The following is a 20,963-nucleotide window of genomic DNA, read 5'->3' as shown; positions in this document are numbered from 1 at the left end:
CGAAGGACGTCATGGCTCAGCCGGCCCATCCGACCGCAACCCATGAAGGCATCATGGCATCGCCCGCGTCCGAACATGGCGGCGGCTTTCCGCCCTTCGAGAGCCATACTTTCCTCTCGCAGCTGATCTGGCTCGCGCTGGCCTTCGGCCTGCTCTACTACCTGATGGACAAGGTGGCCCTGCCCCGCATTCAGGCGATCCTGCACGACCGTGCCACGCGCCTCTCGTCCGATCTCGATGAGGCCCAACGGATGAAGTCCGAGGCCGAGGCTGCCGGTGCCGCCTACGAAAAGTCGCTGGCCGACGCTCAGGCCAAGGCCCGCACCATTGCCGCCGAGACCCGCGCTTCCCTGAGCTCCGAGGCTGAAGCCCGTCGCAAGACGCTCGAGGCCGAGCTCAACGACAGGATCGCCGCCTCCGAAGCCACGATCCGCACCCGCACCGCCGAAGCCATGGGCAGCGTTCGTTCCATCGCCGGCGAAACGGCCACCGCCATCGTCGAGCGCCTCACCGGGACGGCTCCCGACCAGGCCAGCCTCGATACCGCACTGAACCGCGTCGCCTTCCCGCACTGAGTGCGCCTGCAGCAGACGTGACCGGTCCGGCCCCGCCCGGCCGGAGGCCAACGAAATAGGACGACGAGAATGTTGTTGGATGCCGAGTTCTGGGTCGCCGTCGCCTTCGTCCTGTTCATGGGCGTCGTGTGGAAGGTCGGCGGCTTCGCTCAGATCACCAAGGCCCTCGACACCCGCGGCCGCCGCGTTCGCTCCGAACTCGACGAGGCCCGCCGCCTACGCGAGGAGGCCGCCACGGTGCTGGCCGACTACAAGAAGCGCCGCAGCCAGGCTGAGTCCGAAGCCGAAGCGATCGTTGCCGGAGCCCGCGAAGAGGCTCAGCGCATCGCCGACGAGGGCCATGCCCGTCTGAACGAGTTCATCGCTCGCCGCACCAAGTCGGCCGAGACCAAGATTGCCCAGGCCGAGGTCCAGGCCACCGCCCAGGTCCGCGCAGCCGCTGCCGACGCGGCCGTGAAGGTGTCCGAGGTGGTGTTGCGTGAGCGCCTGCAAGGCGACGCCGCCCTGTCGCTGGTCCGTTCCAGCCTCGACGAGGTCAAAGGTCGTCTCCGGGCCTGACGTCTTCCGGAACGATCGTTTCGAGAAAGCCGCCCACCGGGCGGCTTTTTTGTTTCCGGACGTGCCGCTTCACACTCGCGGGCCGCACCCCCTGTCGTGGTATGGCAGCACCCACGTCCTTGCCCACAAGAATAATCCATGGAGATCCGATGCGGCCGATCATCTCCATCTTGGGCCTGTCGAAGGTCTATGCCTCCGGCCTCCACGCCCTCAAGGATATCAACCTCGACATCGCCAAGGGCGAGATTTTCGCTCTGCTCGGTCCCAATGGCGCCGGCAAGACGACACTGATCAGCATCGTCTGCGGCCTCGTCCGCGCGACGAGCGGCACTGTCACCGTGGATGGCCACGACATCGGAGCGGATTATCGCGAGGCGCGCAGGGCCATCGGCCTCGTGCCGCAGGAACTCACAACCGATGCCTTCGAGACGGTGTGGGATACGACGAGCTTCAGCCGCGGTCTGTTCGGCATGAAATCCGATCCTGCCCATATCGAGAGGGTACTGCGCGACCTCTCCTTGTGGGACAAGAAGGACAGCCGGATCATGACCCTGTCCGGGGGCATGAAGCGGCGCGTTCTCATCGCAAAGGCTCTCAGCCATGAGCCGCACATCCTCTTCCTTGACGAGCCGACAGCCGGCGTCGACGTGGAACTGCGCCAGGACATGTGGCGACTGGTGCGCAAGCTCCGCGAGCAGGGCGTCACCATCATCCTCACCACCCATTACATCGACGAGGCCGAGGAGATGGCCGACCGCGTCGGCGTGATCCGGAAGGGCGAGATCATCCTGGTGGAGGAGAAGGCCGAGCTGATGCGCAAGCTCGGCAAAAAGCAACTGACCCTGCAATTGCAGAACCCCCTCCGCGCCCTGCCGAACGAGTTGGCTCCGCATGGCTTGGTTCTGTCGGCGGATGGACAGGAGCTTGTTTACACCTACGACACCAAGGGCGAGCGCACCGGGATCACCACGCTGCTGACCGACCTCGCCGCTGCCGGCATTCCCTTCCGTGATCTCTCCACCAGCCAGAGTTCGCTGGAGGACATCTTCGTCGATCTCGTAAGGGAGCAGGCATGAATCCGTTGTCGATGAACTGGCCGGCCGTCGGCGCGATCTATCGCTTCGAGATGGCCCGGTTCTGGCGCACGGGACTGCAGAGCATCGTCGCTCCGGTCATCGCCACATCGCTCTACTTCGTGGTCTTCGGCGCGGCGATCGGGTCGCGCATGGCCTCGGTGGATGGCATCGCCTACGGCGCCTTCATCGTGCCGGGGCTGATCATGCTCTCGCTCCTGACGCAGAGCATCGCCAACGCCTCCTTCGGTATCTACTTCCCGCGCTTTGCCGGCACGATCTACGAAATCTTGTCGGCGCCGGTCTCCCCTTTCGAGATCGTGCTCGGCTATGTCGGCGCTGCTGCCTCGAAATCCATCCTGATCGGGCTGATCATCCTCGCCACCGCCGCTCTGTTCGTGCCCCTGCGGATCGAGCATCCGCTCTGGATGGTGGCCTTCCTGATTCTCACGGCGGTGACGTTCAGCCTGTTCGGCTTCCTCATCGGCCTCTGGGCGGACGGATTCGAGAAGCTCCAGCTCGTGCCGCTTCTGGTCGTGACGCCCCTTACCTTTCTCGGCGGCAGCTTCTATTCCATCGAGATGCTACCGCCGTTCTGGCGGGCGGTCAGCCTTGTCAACCCGGTCGTCTACCTCATCAGCGGCTTCCGGTGGAGCTTCTTCGGCACCTCCGATATGCGGGTCGAGATCAGCCTCGCGATGACGCTGGTCTTCCTCGCCCTTTGCCTCGGCAGCGTGACCTGGATCTTTCGGACCGGTTATCGGCTGAAAAGCTGATCTTCCTCAGGGTCGCCCGTTGAGAAAGGCGAGGACGCCCTGCCGGTGCTGCTTGTCGCCCACCGCTGTACTGTGGTCGCGGTTTGGCAGTTCCAGGCTCCTTGCATTGGGCATGAGAGTAGCCAGCGCCGGTGCGGAGCCGGCAACCGTGTCGAGGGTGCCCACTGTGACCAGGGTCGGCGCTTCGATCTGAGAGACTTCTTCCCGCGACAGGGTCTGGCGCGAGCCGCGCATGCAGGCGGCAAGCGCTCTGAGATCGCTCTTCGTCTGCTCGGCAAAGGTGCGGAATGCGGCGGCGGTGAGGTTCGGCGCTTTCTCGCCGGGAGGTGCTTCCAGAGCCTCGGCGATCCCGTTCGGCAGTCCTTTGCCCTCCACCAGATGCAACCCGAGACCGCCGAGAAGCACTGAACGTACCCGCGTCGGCTCATCGAGGGCGAGATAGGCGGCGATCCGCGCGCCCATGGAATAACCCATGATGTCGGCGCGGGCGATGCCGAGATGGTCGAGCAGACGCCGCGCGTCCTGCGCCATGATGTCGGAGCCGTAAGCCTCCGGATCGTAGAGTTTCTCGCTCTCGCCGTGCCCGCGATTATCGAGGGCGACGACCCGGTGCCCCGCGTCGGACAGGGTCTTAACCCAAAGCGTGTTGACCCAGTTCACGGAGTGATTCGAGGCAAAGCCGTGGATCAGCACGATCGGATCGCCGCTGCCGCCCTTCGCCGGCACATCGATATAGGCGATGGTGGTTCCGTCGGAATCGAAGGTCTGCATCGGGCTTGTCTATACCTGTCGAAGAAGGCGCCATCGGTGGATGGACGGCCTCCATGGATCGCTAAACTCGCCCTTGAACGGCATGTAGGCAAGGTGCGTGCATCCGAAGCGGTAACAGGAGAGCGTTTCCCTCGTTCCGCGTGGGTTTGGCCGGCTTACCTCCCCTTGCCGCTCGGCGTCTCCGGCGCGATGAACGGTGTGATCGTCCCTGCGGCATCTCTCCGGTCCGGCCGATCGATTCTTGAGGATACGGACGGCCCATGATCCAGATCGTACCTGTCGTCGTCCTCAAATACGTCGTTCGTGCGCCCCAGCCGGACGTGTTCCGTGCCTGGATCGACCCTTTGCTTATCAAGCGTTGGCTCGCGCCCGGTACTTCCGTCATGGAGCATGTGGAGACCGACCCGCGGGTTGGCGGCGCGTTTCTCCTGCGGCGGCGCGACTCGGATAGGGCGTCCCATACCGTGACCGGGCAATACGAGGAGATCAGGCAGGGATATTCCCTGCATCAGACCTGGACTTATGAGGGGCCAAACCCGCTCCTGCGCATCGGCGAGACCCTGATCCATGTCGATCTGCTCTCCGTCGGCGATCGGGCTACGGAGATCACGCTCACCCATCGCCGCATCGTCAACGCTGATGTTCGGAACGCCTATCGCGATGATTGGCGGAGCTGCTTTTCGAAGCTCCAGGCTGCTTTTGCCTAACGGCTTTCCATTTGGATCCGGATCGCCTTCCGCCGACGCTGCAGGCGTTCGAAAAAGGGGGGACCGTTTTTTCTCTCCGGATCCAACGACAAAGGGACCACGGCCTGCGCCGTAGCCCTCCGGGGGATCGTCGCTCAGGCGAAGGCGGGCTGACCGCTGGTGACGGCGCGCTGCGCGACGGCTTCGTCGTAGAGCTTCTGCTCGGTCTGCTTGTGGGTAACTGAGAACCGCACCGAGATTGCGCAGAGCGACGAGATCAGTACGGCGATGCCGAGGATGAACAGGGCGCCGGGCAGGTTGCCGACACCCTTGAGCAGGAAGCCCGCCGCCACGGCGCCGACATTGCCGCCTGCGCCGATGATGCCGGCAACGCCACCGAGCGCCTTGCGGTCGATGAACGGTACGAGGGCGTAAGTGGCGCCGCAGGCCATGTGGGTGAACAGGCCGAAGGCGAGCATGGCGACGACGGCCAGTACCACCGAGCCGGCATAGGCAAAGGCGAGAAGGCCGATCCCTTCGCCGACCATCAGCGCGAACAGGAGCAAGGTGCGACCGTCGAGGCCCTTCGAGCGGGCGACCCGGTCCGACGCGATGCCGCCGAGCGCGCGGGCGAACAGAGCCAGCAAGCCGAAACTGCCCGCCGCCATGCCGGCCTGGGTCAGATCGAGGCTGAACCGCTCGACATAGTAGGTCGCCGCCACCGCATGGATGAAGATCTCGACGCCGAAGCAGGCGCCATAGGTGATGGCGAGCATCCAAACCCGGTAGTTCGTCATCGCCTGCTTGAAGACCGCCCAGCCGCCCTTCTTGCCGGAATCCACCGCGACGCCGCGGGCGCGCAGCTCCATGATGTTGCCCTCGGGCATGTCCTGCGTGAACCGGTAGTAGAGGAAGGCTACGACGAGCATCATCACGCCCGGCACGATCATCGATAGGCGCCAGCCCATCGTCTTCTCGACGCCGATGCTGACGAGGGCCGCGAGGATCAGCGGCATGACGCTTTGGGTGACGCCGCCGCCGGCATTGCCCCAGCCGCCCACGGTGGCGTTGGCGGTGCCCACCACGTTCGGCGCGAACATCACCGATGTATGGAACTGCGTGATGACGAAGCTCGCCCCGATGGCTCCGATGGCAAGGCGGAAGAACAGGAAGCTCTCATAGGAATTGGCGAAGGCGATGCCGATCACCGGGATCGCTCCGAGAACCAGGAGGCCGGTATAGGTCAGGCGGGGTCCGAACCGATCGCACATCGGCCCGATCAGCAGGCGCACCAGGATGGTGATGCCGACCGCGGCGATGTTGATGTTGTAGACTTGGTCGTTGGTGAGCTGAAACTCGCCCTTGATCACCGGCATCAGCGGGGCGACCGCGAACCAGGCGAAGAAGCAGACGAAGAAGGCGAGCCATGTGATGTGGAACGCACGCATCTGCGGCGTGGCCAGACTGAACAGATCGATCCGGGTGGCTTTTTGGGACTGCATGCGGAGAGGCTCCAGGCGATCGGATGTCTCCCGGCACTCGGTGCGAGTGGCCCCCATCGCGGGGTGGGGAGAGATTGGTCGCTCACGCCACAGTGAGCACGAGCCGCCATCTTTGAAGGCAGCTCTCGCGGGCGCCGTTGCCCACGTGGGGGCTTTCGCATGGCGCGTGCCAAGTCGAATGATTCTGAACCGTCGCTCCGCAATCCGGTATTTTACCGAGGGCAGTACCGCTCCCCCCTTAACTCAGGAGAATCCCAGCCTTGCCGGCAATGCCTCTTGGATGATCGCTTGCGCAGCCGATGAACTAAGGACTGCGTTCTTTGTGAGCATGGCGCCGATTTATGCCGATTTAACCAATGGCGTCGAACGACATCAGATGCTTGCCGTGCGCTTGCCGGGCTGGCATCACCCGCCTCAATGACCGACACGCAATCTTCCCCCATCCGGCCTTTCGGCACCTACGCGCCCAAGGGGCTCGTGGCGCGCATCACCGATCGCACGGTGACGCTCTCCGGCAAGAGCTGGGCCGGTCGGCGCATAGGCTTCTTCCTGCGCCGGCTGGCTATCACGATGCTGCATGGACAGCCCCTCGACGTAGAGCGGTTCGGGGCGCGCATGCGGCTGCACCCCTACAACAACAATTGCGAGAAGAAGGTGCTGTTTACCCCGCAATTCTTCGATCCCGAAGAGCGGGCGCTGCTGGCCTCACGGCTGGAGCCAGACTGCACCTTCCTCGACATCGGCGCCAATATCGGCGCCTACGCCCTGTTCGTGGCTGCTTTCGCCGGTCCGCGCGCCCGCATCCTCGCCGTCGAGCCGCAGCCCGACGTGTTCGACCGGCTCACCTATAACATCGCCCAGAACCCGTTCGGCACAGTAAAGGCGGTGGCCTGCGCGGTGGCCGACAAGGCCGGCGAACTGACGCTGTTCGTGGACCCGCGCAACCGTGGCGAATCGAGCCTGAAGATCGTCGGCACCAACGAGGGCGCACAAATCCGCGTGCCGGCGGTCACCCTCCTTGGACTCGCCCAGGGCGAGGGCATTACCCGCATCGACGCGATCAAGCTCGATGTGGAGGGCGCCGAGGATCTGATCCTGGAGCCGTTCTTCCGCGAAGCGCCGGTCTCCCTGTATCCTCGCCTTCTCGTCATTGAGGATGGCACGGCGCAATGGCAGATCGATCTCGTCGGCCTGCTCGAGGCTCGAGGTTACCGACAGATCGCCCGCACTCGGCTGAACCTGATCTTCGAGCGAACGGCCGGCTGAGCACATCCGGCCGTTCGCTCGAACCACCTGTCAGCATCAGGTCGAGATTGAATAGGCGAAAGCGCCATCTCCGCCGCTGAGATGTTTACGTCTCGGCTCCACGTCCGCGCCGCGGCAGTCGGACGGAAAAAGGGCCCCCGAAGCAGGGAGCCCCGATGATGCCATCGCTCAGAGCGGGATGTTGTCGTGCTTCTTCCAGGGCTGCTCCATCTCCTTGGTGCGGAGCATGCCGAGCGCCCGAGCGATGCGTTTGCGGGTCGAGTGGGGCATGATCACCTCGTCGATATAGCCGCGCTCTGCGGCGACGAAGGGCGAGAGGAAGCGGTCCTCGTATTCGCTGGTCCGTGCCGCGATCTTGTCGGTATCGCCGATCTCACTCCGGAAAATGATTTCCACCGCGCCTTTGGCGCCCATCACCGCGATCTGTGCGGTCGGCCACGCGTAGTTGATGTCGGCACCCACGTGCTTCGAGGCCATCACGTCGTAGGCGCCGCCGAAGGCCTTGCGGGTAATGATCGTCACCAGCGGCACGGTGGCCTGACTGTAGGCGAAGAGCAGCTTGGCGCCGTGCTTGATGAGGCCGCCGTATTCCTGGGCAGTGCCCGGCAGGAAGCCTGGTACGTCGACGAAGGTCACGATCGGGATCGAGAACGCGTCGCAGAAGCGCACGAAGCGGGCGGCCTTGCGGGAGGCGTCCGAATCGAGCACGCCGGCCAGCACCATCGGCTGGTTGGCGACGAAGCCGACGGTGCGGCCCTCGATGCGGCCGAAGCCCGTCATGATATTGCGGGCATAGGTGGCCTGGATCTCGAAGAAGTCGCCCTCGTCGGCCACGCGCCGGATCAACTCGCCCATGTCGTAGGGCTTGTTCGGGTTGTCCGGGATCAGGGTGTCGAGGGATTTGTCGAGGCGCAGCGGGTCGTCGAAGCTTTCGATCTCCGGCACGCCGTCGATGTTGTTGGCGGGCAGGAAGTCTACGAGACGGCGGACCTGGAGCAGCGCCTCCACGTCGTTCTCGAATGAGCCGTCGGCGATGGAGGACTTGGTGGTGTGGACCTTGGCGCCGCCGAGTTCCTCGGCCGTCACCACCTCGTTGGTCACGGTCTTCACCACGTCTGGGCCGGTGACGAACATGTAGCTCGTATCGCGGACCATGAAGATGAAGTCGGTCATGGCCGGCGAATAGACGTCTCCGCCGGCGCAGGGGCCCATGATGACGGAGATCTGCGGGATGACGCCCGAGGCGGCGACGTTCCGGCGGAAGACCTCGCCATAGCCGCCGAGCGCCGCGACGCCCTCCTGGATGCGGGCGCCGCCGGCATCGAAGATGCCGATGATCGGCGCACGCATTTTCAGCGCCATGTCCTGGACCTTGACGATCTTCGCGGCATGCGTCTCGGAGAGCGAGCCGCCGAAGACTGTGAAGTCCTTCGAGAACAGGAAGACGGTGCGGCCGTTGATGGTGCCCCAGCCGGTGACGACACCGTCACCGGGGATCTTCTGCTTCTCCATCCCGAAATCGGTGGAGCGGTGCTGCACGAACATGTCGAATTCCTCGAACGACCCATGGTCGAGGAGGAGCTCGATGCGCTCGCGCGCCGTCAGCTTGCCACGCTTGTGCTGAGCAACGACGCGATTCTCGCCGCCGCCGAGGCGAGCCTGGGAGCGCCGCTCTTCGAGCTTCTCGAGAATATCCTTCATGCGCGGTGAGCCTTGAGATGGGTGCGAGAAAATGGGGCCATGCCACATGTTTGGGCAAGGCTTGGCGGTTGAGAGTCAAATGCGCCTTAGCACGGAGGACAGGCAGCGAAAATGGATTTAACGGGCAAGCTTTGCCAGCTTTGCCGCGGACTCGAACTCGGTCTTCCGCAGGGCATGGCGCGCGTCCGCCTCGGCATCGCTTCCCCAGACACTGGCCTGATAGGCCTCGTCTACATGCGCCGCCGCCCAGGCATCTTGCGAGGTCAGGCGTCCGTGAAGGGCGGCCAGCGCGATGAGGAGCGAGCCGGTGAGCGTGGTCATCGTGTGGAGAGCCGCCAGCCGGAACGGCCCTTCGACCGCTTCGATCGCGCCGCGCAAGGCGGTCACCGACGTCTCGGGCTGGGTGACATGCATCACCCCTTCGCTGAGGATGAGGCGCGCACCGTAAGTCTCGTGCGCCCAGTCGATCACAGGGTCCCAGGCACGGGCCTGATCCGCCACGAGACGTTCCGGGTCAGCGGCGCGGTAGGCGACGAGATCCGTTCCGGCATAGGCCGAAAGGTCGTCTATCACCGCCTCTCGGCGGGGGGCGACGCCGTCGATGGCAGTGTTGGCGATGCGCGTCAGCGGCATGGTCGACGGATCGATGACGTCGACTTGCGCCGCCCATTCGGCGGCCACGGCCTCGGCCAGCGCCCGCGTTGGCAGGCGCAGCGGGTTGCGTGCTGGCGTGTTGGCGGACCGTCCGTCGAGAATCAGGCGAAACCCACCTTCGTCTTCGGCGAGATCGGCCTCCGCGTAGAACCGCTTCGGCAGGGCGACACGCGTCTGCGCCCGCACGGCCCGGTGCGGGTCGTGGACAGGAGGGGCATCGGAGGCGCCAAGCCAGCCGGCAGGATCGTCGTTGCTCATGAAGCGGGGTTCTAACGCATCGCGCATCGGCCTGCGAGCGTCGAGCTGGGGGATGTTCGTTCGGGTGCTGTGTCCTACTCGGACGCGAGGTCGCCGATGATGGTGTCCGTGCCGGACTCGCGAAGACTTCCCGAGAACAGGTCCGCCAGCGCGGAGGCGGTCTCGACCACGGTCACCGCCCCCGCTCCGAGCAAAGCGCCCGGCGGATGGTAGCCCCAGGCGACACCGATGGCGGCCGCGCCGGCACTCACCGCCATGTCCATGTCGTAGGTGGTGTCCCCGATCATCACCGTCGTCTTCGGCAACGCACCCACCTCGGCCATCGCCTGATGCAGCATCGCCGGGTCTGGCTTCGACGGTGCATCGTCCGCGGTCTGGATGGTGGCAAAGACGTCGCCCCAGCCATGGCTCTCGATCAGACGGTCAACCCCGCGCCGGGACTTGCCTGTAGCGAGCCCGAGCCGAAGATCGTCGCGGGCGCGCAGGCGTTCGATTAGGTCGCCCATGCCCGGGAACAACGGTTCCTCATAGGCGGGGCTGAGGCGCAGGGTGTTGAAGGCGCGCTTGTAGCTCTCAGACAGACCCTCCACTGGCCCATCCTCGCCCACGAGACGCCGGAAGGCTTGCGGTAGCGAGAGCCCGACGACGGAGAGGGCTACCGCGCGCGTGGGCGCTTCGATACCGTGTTCGGCGAAGGCCATGCCTTGCGCGGCGACGATGAGGTGCTGACTGTCGACGAGCGTCCCGTCGACGTCGAAGACGACGAGCTTCACGGGACCGTCCCGCATGGCATCATCACGGCTGACGTCCTTGCGGGGATTGCTGAGCTGGAGCTTGACCGGGCTTCTGGCGTTCGTAGCCGAGCTTGCACCGGATCAGGAAGCGCCGCCGCACCCCGCCGCGCAGGCCGCGCGCATGAGACAGCCGGTTACAGCTGGCATAGGACCGCCGCCTGCGGTCGCCCGCCCGCGCCTGCGATCCGTGGCGACCGACGGAGGGAGGCGGCGGAGTTTGGTTCTGCGCGACTGGGACCGGGGCTGCTTTTGCTGCGGGACCCGGTGGGTTCTGCTGTGGACCCGCCGCCTGCGCCGCAGCCTCGGAAGTCAGCGACGCTGATCCGAAGCACACGAACAGGCCGATCAAGGCGGTGCTGGCCATGGTCGCGAACGTCATTGGCATGGTTTCTCGCTGCAACGACGGGTGAGGTCGACCACAAGGATAAGGCATGGCGCCCGATTGCCAAGGCGCATCCGCGGACACTCCCCACCGATGCGGCCCGCGTGGATCATGCTTCCGGCGCCTCGACGATGGGATCGTAGCGCGAGGCGTCGAAGCCCAGCAGGTTCCAGCTCTGAGCCATGTGCGGCGGCAGCGGCGCCGTCACGTCCACCGGCTTCAGCGTGCGCGGATGCGGGATGACGATGCGGCGTGCCAGCAGATGCAACCGGTTCTGGATGCCTCCCGGCAATGCCCAGTTCTCGACGCTGAAATATTTCGGATCGCCGACAATGGGATGGCCGATATGCGCAGCATGGGCGCGGAGCTGGTGCGTGCGCCCCGTCACGGGTTTCAGCGAGAGCCAGGACAGCTTCTGCGCCGCGTTATCGACCATAGCGTAGTAGGTCAGCGCGTGGGCGGCGCCGTCATCGCCATGCTGGGCTACCCGCATTCGGGCGTCGCCGTCGGGGGCCTCTTCCTTGGCGAGGTAAGTCGAGATCCGGCCCTGAGGCACGCGCGGGACACCGGCGGTGAGCGCCCAGTAGACCTTGCGGGCGGACCGCGAGCGGAAGCTCTTGGCAAGGGTCGCCGCCGCGAGGCGCGTCTTGGCGACGATGAGACAGCCGGCAGTGTCCTTGTCGAGGCGGTGGACGAGGCGCGGCTTCTGCCCGTCCGGTCCGGTCAGGGCCTCCAGCAGCCCGTCCACATGGCGCACGGTGCCGGAGCCGCCCTGGACGGCGAGGCCGAACGGCTTGTTCAGCACCATCATGTCCGCATCCTCGTAGAGGATGAGCGAGCGCAGGAAGTCGGCATCGGTGGCGTCACGCGCGACACTGCGCGGCCGGTCAGCCACGGGGTCGAGCTTGAGGGGCGGCACGCGTACGCTCATGCCCGGCAGGAGGCGGTCATTCGGCTTGGCGCGCTTGCCGTCCACCCGCAACTCGCCCTTGCGGACGATGCTCTGGACACGGGTGAAAGGTAGCTGCGGAAAGCGCGTGGTCAGGAAGCGGTCGATCCGCATTTCGGCTTCGTCTTCCTCGACGATCAGCGTCTGCACCCCGGAGGCCAGAGTCGCGGAGGCGGCGGCGCGCTGTTCGCGCCGGGTCGGGCCTTCGACTGCCGGTTCCGGAGGCTTGGCGCCGGCACGGCGCTGGCGCGGCGCATCGAAGGCTTTCGCTGCGACCTCGTTGCGGGGCGCCCGCGTCCGAGGCGCACGGGGAACCGAGGCTTCGTCGTCAGCCGTTGCCTCGGGGGCGTCGCCAGGGCGCCAGGGGGCGCGCTTGTCGGCTTCGCCGCGCAGCTGCGCGGCGCGCTGGGCGGCGTCGAGGGCGCTGGTGCGCGGGCCGGTTCCTTCGCGGTCGGGCCTGCGGAACGCGCCGGGCTTACCGGGACGGTAGGGCTTGCCGCCGCTGCCGGGCGGCCTGCCCTTGCCGACGCCGGAACCTTTGCGTCCGGCATTGCCGCGTGATGGTGGTCTGGTGGTCATCGGGTGCTCGTAACACCCTCGCCCCTCTGGGCAAAGCGCTTCGAGAGCGGGGCCCTGCGTGAACCGAAGGTCAAGCCGCGCGGCGGCCCGCCTCGATGGTGAGGCCTGTCCCGACCGAGCCGAACGTGTCTCCGTCGACAACGCGGGCGTTCGGTACGCCCGCAACCAGGGCGGCTCGGACATGCGGCAGCCCCGTTGACCCGCCGGTGAGGAACAGGGCGTCGATGCCCTCGGCGGGCAATCCCGCTTGGTTCAGGCAGCGCCCGATCCGCTCGGCGATTCGCCGCGAGAGCTCCTCCGTCTGCGCCACGAGGCCGGCATGGTCGAGATTGGCGGCGAGGCCCGGCTCGACCCAGCCAAGGGCCACGCCGCCCTGGCCTGCATCCGAGGCGGCGATCTTGGCACCTTCGACCTCCATCGCCAGGGAATGCCCGCGCTCGGCCTCCACCACGGTGTAGAGCCGAGCGATCAGGTCCGGCCGGCGCGCGTCGCGGCGAACCTCCTCGATCTCGCGCAAGGTCTTGGCGTTGTAGAGCCGGTTGATGCTCGACCAAGTCGCGAGATCGTGGAAATAGCCGCTCGGCACGTCGAGATCGCCCCGGTTCATCGAGCTGCCGAGGCCAAACAGCGGCATCACCGTGCCGAGGCTGAGGCGCCGGTCGAAATCGGTGCCACCGATCCGCACGCCGTCATTGGCGAGGATGTCACCGGACCGGTCCACCTTGGCATGGCGCTCCGGCGAAAGCCGCACGATGGAGAAGTCTGAGGTGCCGCCGCCGATATCTGCGATGAGCGCGATCTCCTCTCCCCTTACCTGCTGCTCGTAATCGAGCGCCGCGGCGATAGGCTCGTACTGGAACGAGACGTGACGGAAGCCGATGCTCCGGGCGATCTCGCGCAGGGCATCCTCGGCGCGGGCGTCGCCCTCCGGATCGCCATCGACGAAATGGACCGGGCGGCCGTGGACTACGGTGTCGATGTCGGTTCCCGCCTGCGCCTCGGCCCGCGTCTTAACGGCAGAGAGGTAGCGGGCGATGACGTCGCGGAAGCGGATACGCTCACGCCCCACCGGCGTCGTCTCTTCGAGCAGGGAGGAGCCAAGCACCGATTTGAGACTGCGCATCAACCGGCCCGGCGTGCCCTCCACATACTCGGCCATTGCCGCGCGGCCGACGAGGGGTGTCCCGCCCGGTGGGAAAAAGATCGCGCTGGGAATCGTGACGTGGTCGCCCTCAAGCCGTAGCAGGGCGGGCCGCCCCTCGGTCACGAGGCCGAGCGTGGTGTTGGACGTGCCGAAATCGAGGCCGCAGGCCGCCATGTAGGATCTCCGGACAGTCTGTCCGCTGGAAAGGGGGGCAGCCGACCTACAGGCTGCGCTCCGCCGGGTCCACCGGTCTCAACGCCCGAAATCGCCGGCCCGGCTCGCCTTCAGCGCAGGGCTCCCACCGGTGAGCCGGCGCTTGAGCCGCACGATCGCCTCACGCTGCAACTCACTGGCGGTGGAATGGGCACCGGCGACCTGCGAGAGCATGTCGATGAAGTGCAGGCGCTCGGCTTCGGTGAGGTTGTCCCGCAGCAGAGGCAGCAAGTCGTCGGCCACGAGGGAGAACGGCCGCCGCGCCTCGGTGTAGGTCCAGGCGCGCTCGAACGTGGCCGAGATGGAATCGATCTGGAGCGGAGAGTCCATAAATTCCAGGATCTTGGTCTTCTCGGCGGCGGTGACGGGGCTGCCCGTGCGCACCATCTGGATCATCAGGATCACCGCCGCGAGCCTCACGTCCCGCACTCGCTTCAGCGGCGTGCCAATGATGTCCTCCAGGGTCGATTTCGCCCGACGCTGAAGCCCCTTCGTGTCACGGTTGACCTCCCTCAGTGCCGTCGCGGTGCCGTGCGCGCGGATGATCCAGAACAGGACGGCACCCACGATCCCGATCACTGCGACGATGACGACCATGTAAATGAGCCTTTCCCAGAAGCCGGACCGGTCGGACGGTCGGATCGACTGTCAGCATAGCCTCGCAGTTGGGGGCAAAACCCGAAGCGGGCGCGACCCTGCAAGGGATCGCTCCGGCGCCATCGATTCGCAACCGTCTGATATGAGCGTTCAGCCTTCCCCGAGATAGCGGTGGCGCAGGTGGCGCATGTAATCCTCAGCGCAAAGGGGCTTGCCGGTGGCGGCGACGAGCAGCTCGTCGGTCTCCATGAGACTGCCGCGTCCATGCACGTTCTCGCGCAGCCAACCCCGCAAGGCGGTGAAATCGCCCTCTGCCAGATCAGTGGGGATGCCGGGCCGGCTCTCGCGTGCAGCACGGAAGAGCTGCGCTGACGCCATGGCGCCGAGGGTATAGGTCGGAAAATAGCCGAAGCTGCCGCCGGGCCAGTGGATGTCCTGTAGGCAGCCGAGCCGATCGTTCGGCACGCGGAGACCGAGCAAGCCGCGCATGCCCTCGTCGAACGCGCCGGGCAGATCTGCCACCGCGAGGTCCCCGGCGATCATCGCCGTTTCGAGGTCGTAGCGCAGGAGGATGTGCGCCGGATAGGTCACCTCGTCGGCATCGACCCGTATCAGGCCCGGCTCCACCCGCGTGTAGAGGCGGTGCAGGTTGTCGGCATCCCAGGCGCTCCCCTCCCCACCGAAGCTTTCACGCAGGCGAGGCGCAAGGTAGGCGCAGAACTCGGCGGAGCGGCAGGCCTGCATCTCGATCAGCAGGGACTGGCTCTCGTGCAGGCTCATCCCTCGGGCATTTCCCACGGGCTGATAGAGCCATGCGGCCGGGCGACCCTGTTCGTAGAGGGCGTGGCCGGTCTCGTGCAGCACCCCCATCAGGGCGCGGGTGGCGTCGGCCTCGTCGTAGCGCGTGGTGATGCGAACGTCGTCGCTGGCTCCGCCGCAGAACGGGTGCAGGCTGGAATCGAGCCGCCCGCGCTCGAAGTCGAACCCGGCGGCGCGCATCAGCGTCAGCCCAAGGGCTTTCTGCGCTGCCACCGGGAACCGTCCCGGCAGCGGAATCGGCGCCGGCATCGCCGCCTGCCGGTCCCGGATCGCTCCGATCAGCCCCGGCAGGGTTTCACGAAGCGCGGAAAAGAGCGGATCGATCGCAGCCCGGCGCATGCCGGGATCGTAGCCGTCGAGGAGCGCGTCGTAGGGGGCGAGGCCGAGTGCCGCGCCCTTGGCCTCGCCGACCTCTCGTTGCAAGCGCAGGGTCTCGGCGAGAAGAGGCGTCAGCATCGCGAAGTCGGATGTCTCCCGCGCCTCCCGCCAGGCCATCTCGGAACGGGACGAGGCCTTGGAACTCGCGGCGACGAGATCGCCCGGCACGGCCGAGGCGTGACGATAGGCACGGCGCATCTCACGCAGATTGGCCCGTTCCCACGGTCCGAGGGCAGCTTCATCGTCCGAGGCCTGCGCAATCAGGTTCCCGGTCTCGGCGGCGGTGAGGATCTCGTGGGTGATGACCCGCAACTGGGCGAGCTGCTCGGCCCGGCCCTCCGCAGCGCCATTGGGCATCAACGTCTGGGCGTCCCAACCGAGGATGCCCGCGGCATCCTCGACGGCGCCGATGCGGGCAAAGCGGGTGGCGAGGCTACGATAGGCGTGCATGGTCGAGGCTGGCCTTCCTGCATGTCGGAGCGCCGCCCTATCACGGGATTGAGGCGCGGCGGACGAAGAGATCAGCGCTCCTCGTCACGGCGTTGCTTTCGCAAGGCTTCCCAATGGGCGAGACGGTCGCCGTAGCGGGTTTCCATGCCCCGGTCGGTGGGCTCGTAGAAACGCTGACGGCCGAGCGCCTCGGGCCAGTAATCCTGGCCCGAGAACGCATCCGGCTCGTCGTGATCGTAGCGGTAGCCCTCGCCGTAGCCGATCTTGCGCATCAGCTTGGTGGAGCCGTTGAGGATCGTGCGGGGCGGCGGCAGCGAGCCGTGCTCCTTGGCGACCCGCGTCGCCGCCTTATAGGCGTTGTAGACAGCGTTCGATTTCGGCGCGCAGGCGAGATAGACGGTGACCTGCGCCAGAGCGAGTTCACCCTCCGGCGAGCCGAGGAAATCGAACGCCTCCTTGGCGGCGGTGGCGACGACGAGGGCCTGCGGGTCGGCGAGGCCGATATCCTCCACCGCCATGCGCACGAGGCGCCGGGCGATGAACAGCCTGTCCTCCCCGCCGTCGAGCATGCGGCAGAGGTAATAAAGCGCCGCATCGGGGTCTGAACCGCGCACGGTCTTATGTAGCGCGCTGATGAGATTGTAGTGGCCTTCCTGGCTCTTGTCGTAGATTGGTGCGCGGCGCTGAACGATATCCTGCAGGGTAGCGGCATCGAAAATCTCGTCGCGCTTGGCCGAGCGCCACACCTCTTCCGCGAGGGTCAGGCAGGCACGCCCATCGCCATCGGCCATGCGGACCAGGACGCCGCGCGCTTCTTCGTCCAGCGGCAGCGGCCGTTCGGTCAAAGCCTCGGCGCGGACCAGCAACTTGGCGATGGCCATATCGTCGAGGGAGCGAAACAGCAGGACGCGGGCGCGCGAAAGGAGCGCGGCATTGAGCTCGAAGGATGGATTCTCCGTGGTGGCACCCACGAGCGTCACCGTCCCATCCTCCATGACGGGAAGGAACGCGTCGAGCTGCGCACGGTTGAAGCGGTGGATCTCGTCCACGAAAAGCAACGTCCCCTGCCCCATTGTCCGGCGCTGGCGGGCCGACTCGAAGACCTTCTTCAAGTCGGCGATGCCGGAAAAGATCGCCGAGATTTGCTCGAACTTGAGATCGGTCTCGTGGGCCAGGAGGCGCGCCACCGTGGTCTTGCCGGTGCCTGGCGGACCCCAGAATACCAGTGAGCCGAAGGATTTCCCGCTGAGGAGACGGGTCAGCGACCCGTCCGGCCCGGTTAGGTGCTCTTGTCCCACAACCTCGGCGAGGGAACGCGGGCGCAGGCGGTCGGCGAGCGGGCGCGGCGCGTCGTTCTGCAGGCCGGCGGAAGCAAAGAGATCGGACATCGACGCATAGAAGACGTGGCCCGCGTCATCCTGCAATCCGCAAAAGGCCTCGTCCCCGCGTTTCGGTGGGCCTGCCCCGTGCTCGCCGGTCCCGTTGCCCGGTCGCGATCAGATCGGAAGCAACACGAGTTCCGAATAGAGCAGGTCAAGATTGGACGACGCCATGTCGTGAGAGGAACGGTAACGTCCGGACCGGGCTTCTCGAACCGCCGGCACGCCGGCGGGAACGAAGCCCTCATGAGCGGCGAGAATCACGGTGCGTTGCCGTGTGAGGATGCCGAGCTTGATGCGCTCGAAATGCCGCGCCAGGATATCCGGCCGACTGCAATAGAGCAGTTCGGAGGTAGGAATCCTCATCCGCGGGTTCGTGCCGAGGCGGCGCCGCTTCACGATGAGATACGTGCTGCCCGCTCCCTCCCGGACGAGGAGATGCAGGAGATCGAACGGGGCGTGATCGTCGAGGATGCGCCGGTCCTCGTCGCCAAGATGGCTACGGATGATCGCCAGATCGCATTCGATCTGGATCGGCCGGACATTTAAGCTGCCGAGATTCGAGAACGGCAGGAAGAAGCGCCTCTTTTCCATGCGCGGCAAGGCCATGCTAGCCATGATGGCCTGCGTCTCCGGCCCCGGAGTGAGGCTCGTGAAAACGGTATCCTTGGCCCGCATGGCCTCGGCGAGGAGGATCGATCCCCAGCCGCGATACGCGTCCTGCACGTACCAAGACGAGAGATTGCATGCGAGGCTCGCGCCCTCTTCCGGCTGCAAACGGTGCGAATAGACCGTGCCGATGAAGCCGACGATGGTTGTGCCGACGGTGAGCACGTAGCCGAGATCGGGCTTCTCCTCGATCCAGCCGTATTCGAACAGGCGCCGCCATTCCGCGACGGACAGGGTGTCGACGGTAAAGCCCGATTTGAGCAGCAGGCAGATCGCCTCAATGTCCTCCTCCCTGACGGGCCGCACGCGCGGCTGGTCGGACTCGTCCGGCGTCTCCGCTACGGGGCCGTCCCAGACTAACCGGGTGAGGAGACTCACGGTCGGCGCTGCGAGGAGTGCGCCGAAGGAGAGGTCCCGGTCGGCGAAGCGTTGGATCTCCGTCAGGAGCGAGAACATCGCCAGGGAGCTCGCGCCGACCTCGAAGAAGTTGTCGTCGACGCTGATCGGGATTCCGATTTCGCGCGCGACCATGGCTTGGAGGGCCGCCTCCAGCGCCGCCTCACTCGTCACGTCGCCGCGCGATACCGCCCTGGCCACCTCCTCTGCCTGAAGAGCGACAGATGCGGCCAAGGCCTCGCGGAGCTCGTCGAGGCTCTCTGGATTTCGTAGGGCGCTGCGGTTGTGGGCCGCCTGACCGTTCACGATGTCCCGCGCCGCCGCCTCGGAGCGCTTGCCACTGAAAGTCGTGGGTAGGTCGGTCACCTGAAGGCAACGTGCGGGGACCATCGCCATCGAGCCCTGACTGGACAGCCGTCCGTTGATCGTCTTCATGAGGTCGGGCGTGAGGGTGAGCCCCTCGCGCAGGACGACGGCGAGAATCAGGCGGGCACCGCTGGGATCCTGTTGCTCGACCGCGAGAGCGTCCACCACCGCATCGATTGATTGCAAGATCGCGTATATCTCGGCGGGGCCGACACGGATGCCTCTGATGTTGAGGATGCCGTCGGATCGGCCGTGGATACGCGCGCCGCCATCGGGCGTCAGCTCAATGAGATCGCCGTGGGTCCAGAAGGACGGGTTCTGCGCGAAATAGCTCGTATGGAAGCGGCTGCCGTCCTTGTCGCCGTAGAAACCCAGCGGTGTCGATGGGAACGGGTTGGCGCAGACGAGCTCACCGATGGGACTCGTCGCCCCCGGCACGATGAGTGCGCGGACATCAAGGGCAAGGCTGCGGCACTGTGCTTCTCCCCGGCGCACGGGCAAGAGCGGGTTTCCAAGAACAAAGCAGCCAAGGATATCGGTTCCGCCGGATATCGTTTGCAGAGGCACGTCCTTGACCGCCTCGCGTACCCAGTCGAACTGATGATCGTACAGGACTGAGCCAGTGGAGAGGATGCTGCGAAGGTGCAGGAGGGAGTGCCGCGCGCGCGGGGCGTAGGCGGCGGTCTCGCAGAGTTGCAGATAGGCCGGGCTCGTCCCGAAGACCGTCACGCCGCGACGCTCCACCACCTGCCACAGAGTATTCGGACCCTGGACCGGGCTGTCAAACAGCACGATCCCAGCGCCGCTCGCCAGGGCCGAGATCTGCCAGTTCCACATCATCCAGGCACAGCTGGTGTGGAAGAACAGCGTGTCGCCCGGCTTGAGATCGCCGTGCAACCGATGCTCCTTGACGTGTTCGAGGAGCGTTCCGCCCACCCCGTGGATGATGCCTTTGGGCGGTCCCGTGGTTCCCGATGAAAACAGGATGAATAGGGGGTGGTCGAAGGGTAGACGCGGCCACGCGACGTCCCCATCATCGTCCCTCTTTGCCAGGAGTTCGGCGTAGGCCAGGATCGGTACCGTGCCGCGCGGCTCGCTCGCGAGCACGTCCAGGGATACCACATGGGTCAGCGTTGGGAGGCCGGCGGCCACCGCCATCACCCGGTCTGCGACGGGCGCGCCGGTGTCCCAAGGTTCCGGGCTCAGATGAGCCACGAGAAGCTTCGGCCCTAGGGAACCGAAACGCGACAGGATGGCCGGAGCGCCCATGTCGGGGGCGCAACTGGAAAAGACGGCGCCCAGGGCGGCGGTCGCCAGGGCGGCGATCATCGCTTCCGGTCGGTTGCGGGCGACGGCGACGATGCGGTCGCCTGGTGCGATGCCGAGGCGTCGGAAGGCCACTGCCAATCGCGCGACCCGTAGATGCAGCTCCGCGCGGGTGATTGCCTCGTCAGGAGCATCGAAACGACAGCCCGTGACGGCAATCGCAGTCTCGTCCCAGGCGGTGAGAAGGGCCTCGGCGTAGTTCAAAGTGGTGTTGGGGAAAAACCGAGCTGTTTCGCAGTCCAAGCCTTCGCAGGCCGGGGTGATCGACCCAGAGACCGGCAATCCGGACCATCGCAGTAGGAGAGACCAGAAGGTCTCGTAGTCGTCGATCGCGAAGCGCTCGAAAGTGAAGTAATCAGCGAAGGTCTGTTCGGTTTCTGTCTGGCAAAAGCGGATGAAGCCACTCAGTTGGGAGTGTGACCCCAGGTCGGCCTCGTCGCGCCTTGGCACGGCAAGCTCTTCTCCCACATGTGTTGGCGTCCCCATTATCTGCATCCTCACGACCAATGCTACGAAATGGTGAACAAGTTTTGTAAAATTTGATATTTGCTTTAAGTGCGATTTAAATTAAACCGATTTAATGAATACTGATTTTTCTCGTCTCTGCACCGAATGACCCTCGGTAAAACGAACCTACTCGGCCGATCGTTGCACCCTCAGCTTTGTATTTTCACAGGTTTGGAAAAGTTGCTCCGTCTCAGA

Annotated in this window: 17 protein-coding genes; 6 read left to right on the top strand and 11 right to left on the bottom strand. The window is 65.7% G+C overall.

Annotation, left to right across the window (positions count from 1 at the left end):
* Positions 1-11: 11 nt before the first annotated feature.
* The 4 genes from K368_RS0113135 (at position 12) to K368_RS0113120 (ending at position 2,982) form a co-directional block, all read left to right on the top strand.
* Positions 12-575 carry an ATP synthase subunit B gene (locus tag K368_RS0113135; RefSeq protein ID WP_027172808.1) on the top strand — a complete coding sequence of 188 codons (564 nt, stop codon included), beginning with the start codon at positions 12-14 and terminating at the stop codon, positions 573-575.
* Positions 576-647: 72 nt separating this feature from the next.
* Positions 648-1,133 (top strand): ATP F0F1 synthase subunit B, encoded by a 486-nt coding sequence (locus tag K368_RS0113130; protein WP_197031075.1) that lies wholly within the window; start codon positions 648-650, stop codon positions 1,131-1,133.
* A gap of 149 nt (positions 1,134-1,282) precedes the next feature.
* Positions 1,283-2,209, top strand: a complete 927-nt coding sequence (locus K368_RS0113125; RefSeq protein WP_027172806.1) for an ABC transporter ATP-binding protein — start codon at positions 1,283-1,285, stop codon at positions 2,207-2,209.
* Positions 2,206-2,982, top strand: a complete 777-nt coding sequence (locus K368_RS0113120; RefSeq protein ID WP_027172805.1) for an ABC transporter permease — start codon at positions 2,206-2,208, stop codon at positions 2,980-2,982. Before K368_RS0113125 ends, K368_RS0113120 begins: the two co-directional genes overlap by 4 nt.
* Before the next feature lie 6 nt (positions 2,983-2,988).
* On the opposite strand, the gene K368_RS0113115 is transcribed toward K368_RS0113120, so the two are convergent.
* Positions 2,989-3,753, bottom strand: a complete 765-nt coding sequence (locus K368_RS0113115; protein ID WP_027172804.1) for an alpha/beta hydrolase — start codon at positions 3,751-3,753, stop codon at positions 2,989-2,991.
* A gap of 260 nt (positions 3,754-4,013) precedes the next feature.
* Between K368_RS0113115 and K368_RS0113110 the strand changes: the two genes are divergently transcribed.
* Complete coding sequence (locus K368_RS0113110; protein WP_027172803.1) at positions 4,014-4,460, top strand: SRPBCC domain-containing protein; 447 nt, start codon at positions 4,014-4,016, stop codon at positions 4,458-4,460.
* A gap of 134 nt (positions 4,461-4,594) precedes the next feature.
* On the opposite strand, the gene K368_RS0113105 is transcribed toward K368_RS0113110, so the two are convergent.
* On the bottom strand, positions 4,595-5,941 hold the full coding sequence (locus K368_RS0113105; protein WP_027172802.1) for an MFS transporter: 1,347 nt from the start codon (positions 5,939-5,941) through the stop codon (positions 4,595-4,597).
* A gap of 417 nt (positions 5,942-6,358) precedes the next feature.
* Here K368_RS0113105 and K368_RS0113100 point away from each other — a divergent pair, with 417 nt between their 5' ends.
* Positions 6,359-7,207: an FkbM family methyltransferase gene (locus K368_RS0113100; protein ID WP_027172801.1), complete on the top strand. Its 849-nt coding sequence runs from the start codon at positions 6,359-6,361 to the stop codon at positions 7,205-7,207.
* 168 nt (positions 7,208-7,375) lie between these two features.
* On the opposite strand, the gene K368_RS0113095 is transcribed toward K368_RS0113100, so the two are convergent.
* From K368_RS0113095 to K368_RS24625, 9 genes are all read right to left on the bottom strand, one after another.
* Entirely contained in the window at positions 7,376-8,908 is a 1,533-nt protein-coding gene (locus K368_RS0113095; RefSeq protein ID WP_027172800.1) for an acyl-CoA carboxylase subunit beta, read from the bottom strand.
* Between the two features lie 117 nt (positions 8,909-9,025).
* Positions 9,026-9,820 carry an ATP12 family protein gene (locus K368_RS0113090; RefSeq protein WP_027172799.1) on the bottom strand — a complete coding sequence of 265 codons (795 nt, stop codon included), beginning with the start codon at positions 9,818-9,820 and terminating at the stop codon, positions 9,026-9,028.
* 74 nt (positions 9,821-9,894) lie between these two features.
* The gene (locus K368_RS0113085) at positions 9,895-10,608 is read right to left on the bottom strand and encodes an HAD-IA family hydrolase (protein WP_036266283.1); all 714 of its coding nucleotides are present in this window, start codon (positions 10,606-10,608) and stop codon (positions 9,895-9,897) included.
* Between the two features lie 497 nt (positions 10,609-11,105).
* Entirely contained in the window at positions 11,106-12,524 is a 1,419-nt protein-coding gene (locus tag K368_RS0113080; protein ID WP_027172797.1) for an RluA family pseudouridine synthase, read from the bottom strand.
* 70 nt (positions 12,525-12,594) lie between these two features.
* Positions 12,595-13,842 carry an Hsp70 family protein gene (locus tag K368_RS0113075; RefSeq protein ID WP_027172796.1) on the bottom strand — a complete coding sequence of 416 codons (1,248 nt, stop codon included), beginning with the start codon at positions 13,840-13,842 and terminating at the stop codon, positions 12,595-12,597.
* Positions 13,843-13,920: 78 nt separating this feature from the next.
* Positions 13,921-14,478, bottom strand: coding sequence for a TerB family tellurite resistance protein (locus tag K368_RS0113070; protein ID WP_027172795.1), 558 nt, complete (start codon positions 14,476-14,478; stop codon positions 13,921-13,923).
* Positions 14,479-14,628: 150 nt separating this feature from the next.
* The gene (locus K368_RS0113065; RefSeq protein WP_027172794.1) at positions 14,629-16,125 is read right to left on the bottom strand and encodes a carboxypeptidase M32; all 1,497 of its coding nucleotides are present in this window, start codon (positions 16,123-16,125) and stop codon (positions 14,629-14,631) included.
* Positions 16,126-16,196: 71 nt separating this feature from the next.
* On the bottom strand, positions 16,197-17,513 hold the full coding sequence (locus K368_RS0113060) for a replication-associated recombination protein A (protein ID WP_027172793.1): 1,317 nt from the start codon (positions 17,511-17,513) through the stop codon (positions 16,197-16,199).
* A 108-nt stretch (positions 17,514-17,621) separates the two neighbouring features.
* On the bottom strand, positions 17,622-20,747 hold the full coding sequence (locus K368_RS24625) for an acetoacetate--CoA ligase (protein WP_197031015.1): 3,126 nt from the start codon (positions 20,745-20,747) through the stop codon (positions 17,622-17,624).
* Positions 20,748-20,963: the final 216 nt, after the last annotated feature.

The sequence above is a fragment of the Methylobacterium sp. 10 genome (assembly GCF_000519085.1).
GTDB lineage: Bacteria > Pseudomonadota > Alphaproteobacteria > Rhizobiales > Beijerinckiaceae > Methylobacterium.
Note: the sequence above shows the minus strand (reverse complement) of the source record. Positions and strands in the feature narration are given on the sequence as shown.

Bases quoted from the DNA above. Each gene is read 5' to 3' on its own strand.
- K368_RS0113135 (WP_027172808.1), top strand. From the start codon at position 12: ATGGCTCAGCCGGCCCATCCGACCGCAACCCATGAAGGCATCATGGCA.
- K368_RS0113125 (WP_027172806.1), top strand. From the start codon at position 1,283: ATGCGGCCGATCATCTCCATCTTGGGCCTGTCGAAGGTCTATGCCTCC.
- K368_RS0113120 (WP_027172805.1), top strand. From the start codon at position 2,206: ATGAATCCGTTGTCGATGAACTGGCCGGCCGTCGGCGCGATCTATCGC.
- K368_RS0113115 (WP_027172804.1), bottom strand. From the start codon at position 3,753: ATGCAGACCTTCGATTCCGACGGAACCACCATCGCCTATATCGATGTG.
- K368_RS0113110 (WP_027172803.1), top strand. From the start codon at position 4,014: ATGATCCAGATCGTACCTGTCGTCGTCCTCAAATACGTCGTTCGTGCG.
- K368_RS0113105 (WP_027172802.1), bottom strand. From the start codon at position 5,941: ATGCAGTCCCAAAAAGCCACCCGGATCGATCTGTTCAGTCTGGCCACG.
- K368_RS0113100 (WP_027172801.1), top strand. From the start codon at position 6,359: ATGACCGACACGCAATCTTCCCCCATCCGGCCTTTCGGCACCTACGCG.
- K368_RS0113095 (WP_027172800.1), bottom strand. From the start codon at position 8,908: ATGAAGGATATTCTCGAGAAGCTCGAAGAGCGGCGCTCCCAGGCTCGC.
- K368_RS0113090 (WP_027172799.1), bottom strand. From the start codon at position 9,820: ATGAGCAACGACGATCCTGCCGGCTGGCTTGGCGCCTCCGATGCCCCT.
- K368_RS0113085 (WP_036266283.1), bottom strand. From the start codon at position 10,608: ATGCGGGACGGTCCCGTGAAGCTCGTCGTCTTCGACGTCGACGGGACG.
- K368_RS0113080 (WP_027172797.1), bottom strand. From the start codon at position 12,524: ATGACCACCAGACCACCATCACGCGGCAATGCCGGACGCAAAGGTTCC.
- K368_RS0113075 (WP_027172796.1), bottom strand. From the start codon at position 13,842: ATGGCGGCCTGCGGCCTCGATTTCGGCACGTCCAACACCACGCTCGGC.
- K368_RS0113070 (WP_027172795.1), bottom strand. From the start codon at position 14,478: ATGGTCGTCATCGTCGCAGTGATCGGGATCGTGGGTGCCGTCCTGTTC.
- K368_RS0113065 (WP_027172794.1), bottom strand. From the start codon at position 16,125: ATGCACGCCTATCGTAGCCTCGCCACCCGCTTTGCCCGCATCGGCGCC.
- K368_RS0113060 (WP_027172793.1), bottom strand. From the start codon at position 17,513: ATGTCCGATCTCTTTGCTTCCGCCGGCCTGCAGAACGACGCGCCGCGC.
- K368_RS24625 (WP_197031015.1), bottom strand. From the start codon at position 20,747: ATGGGGACGCCAACACATGTGGGAGAAGAGCTTGCCGTGCCAAGGCGC.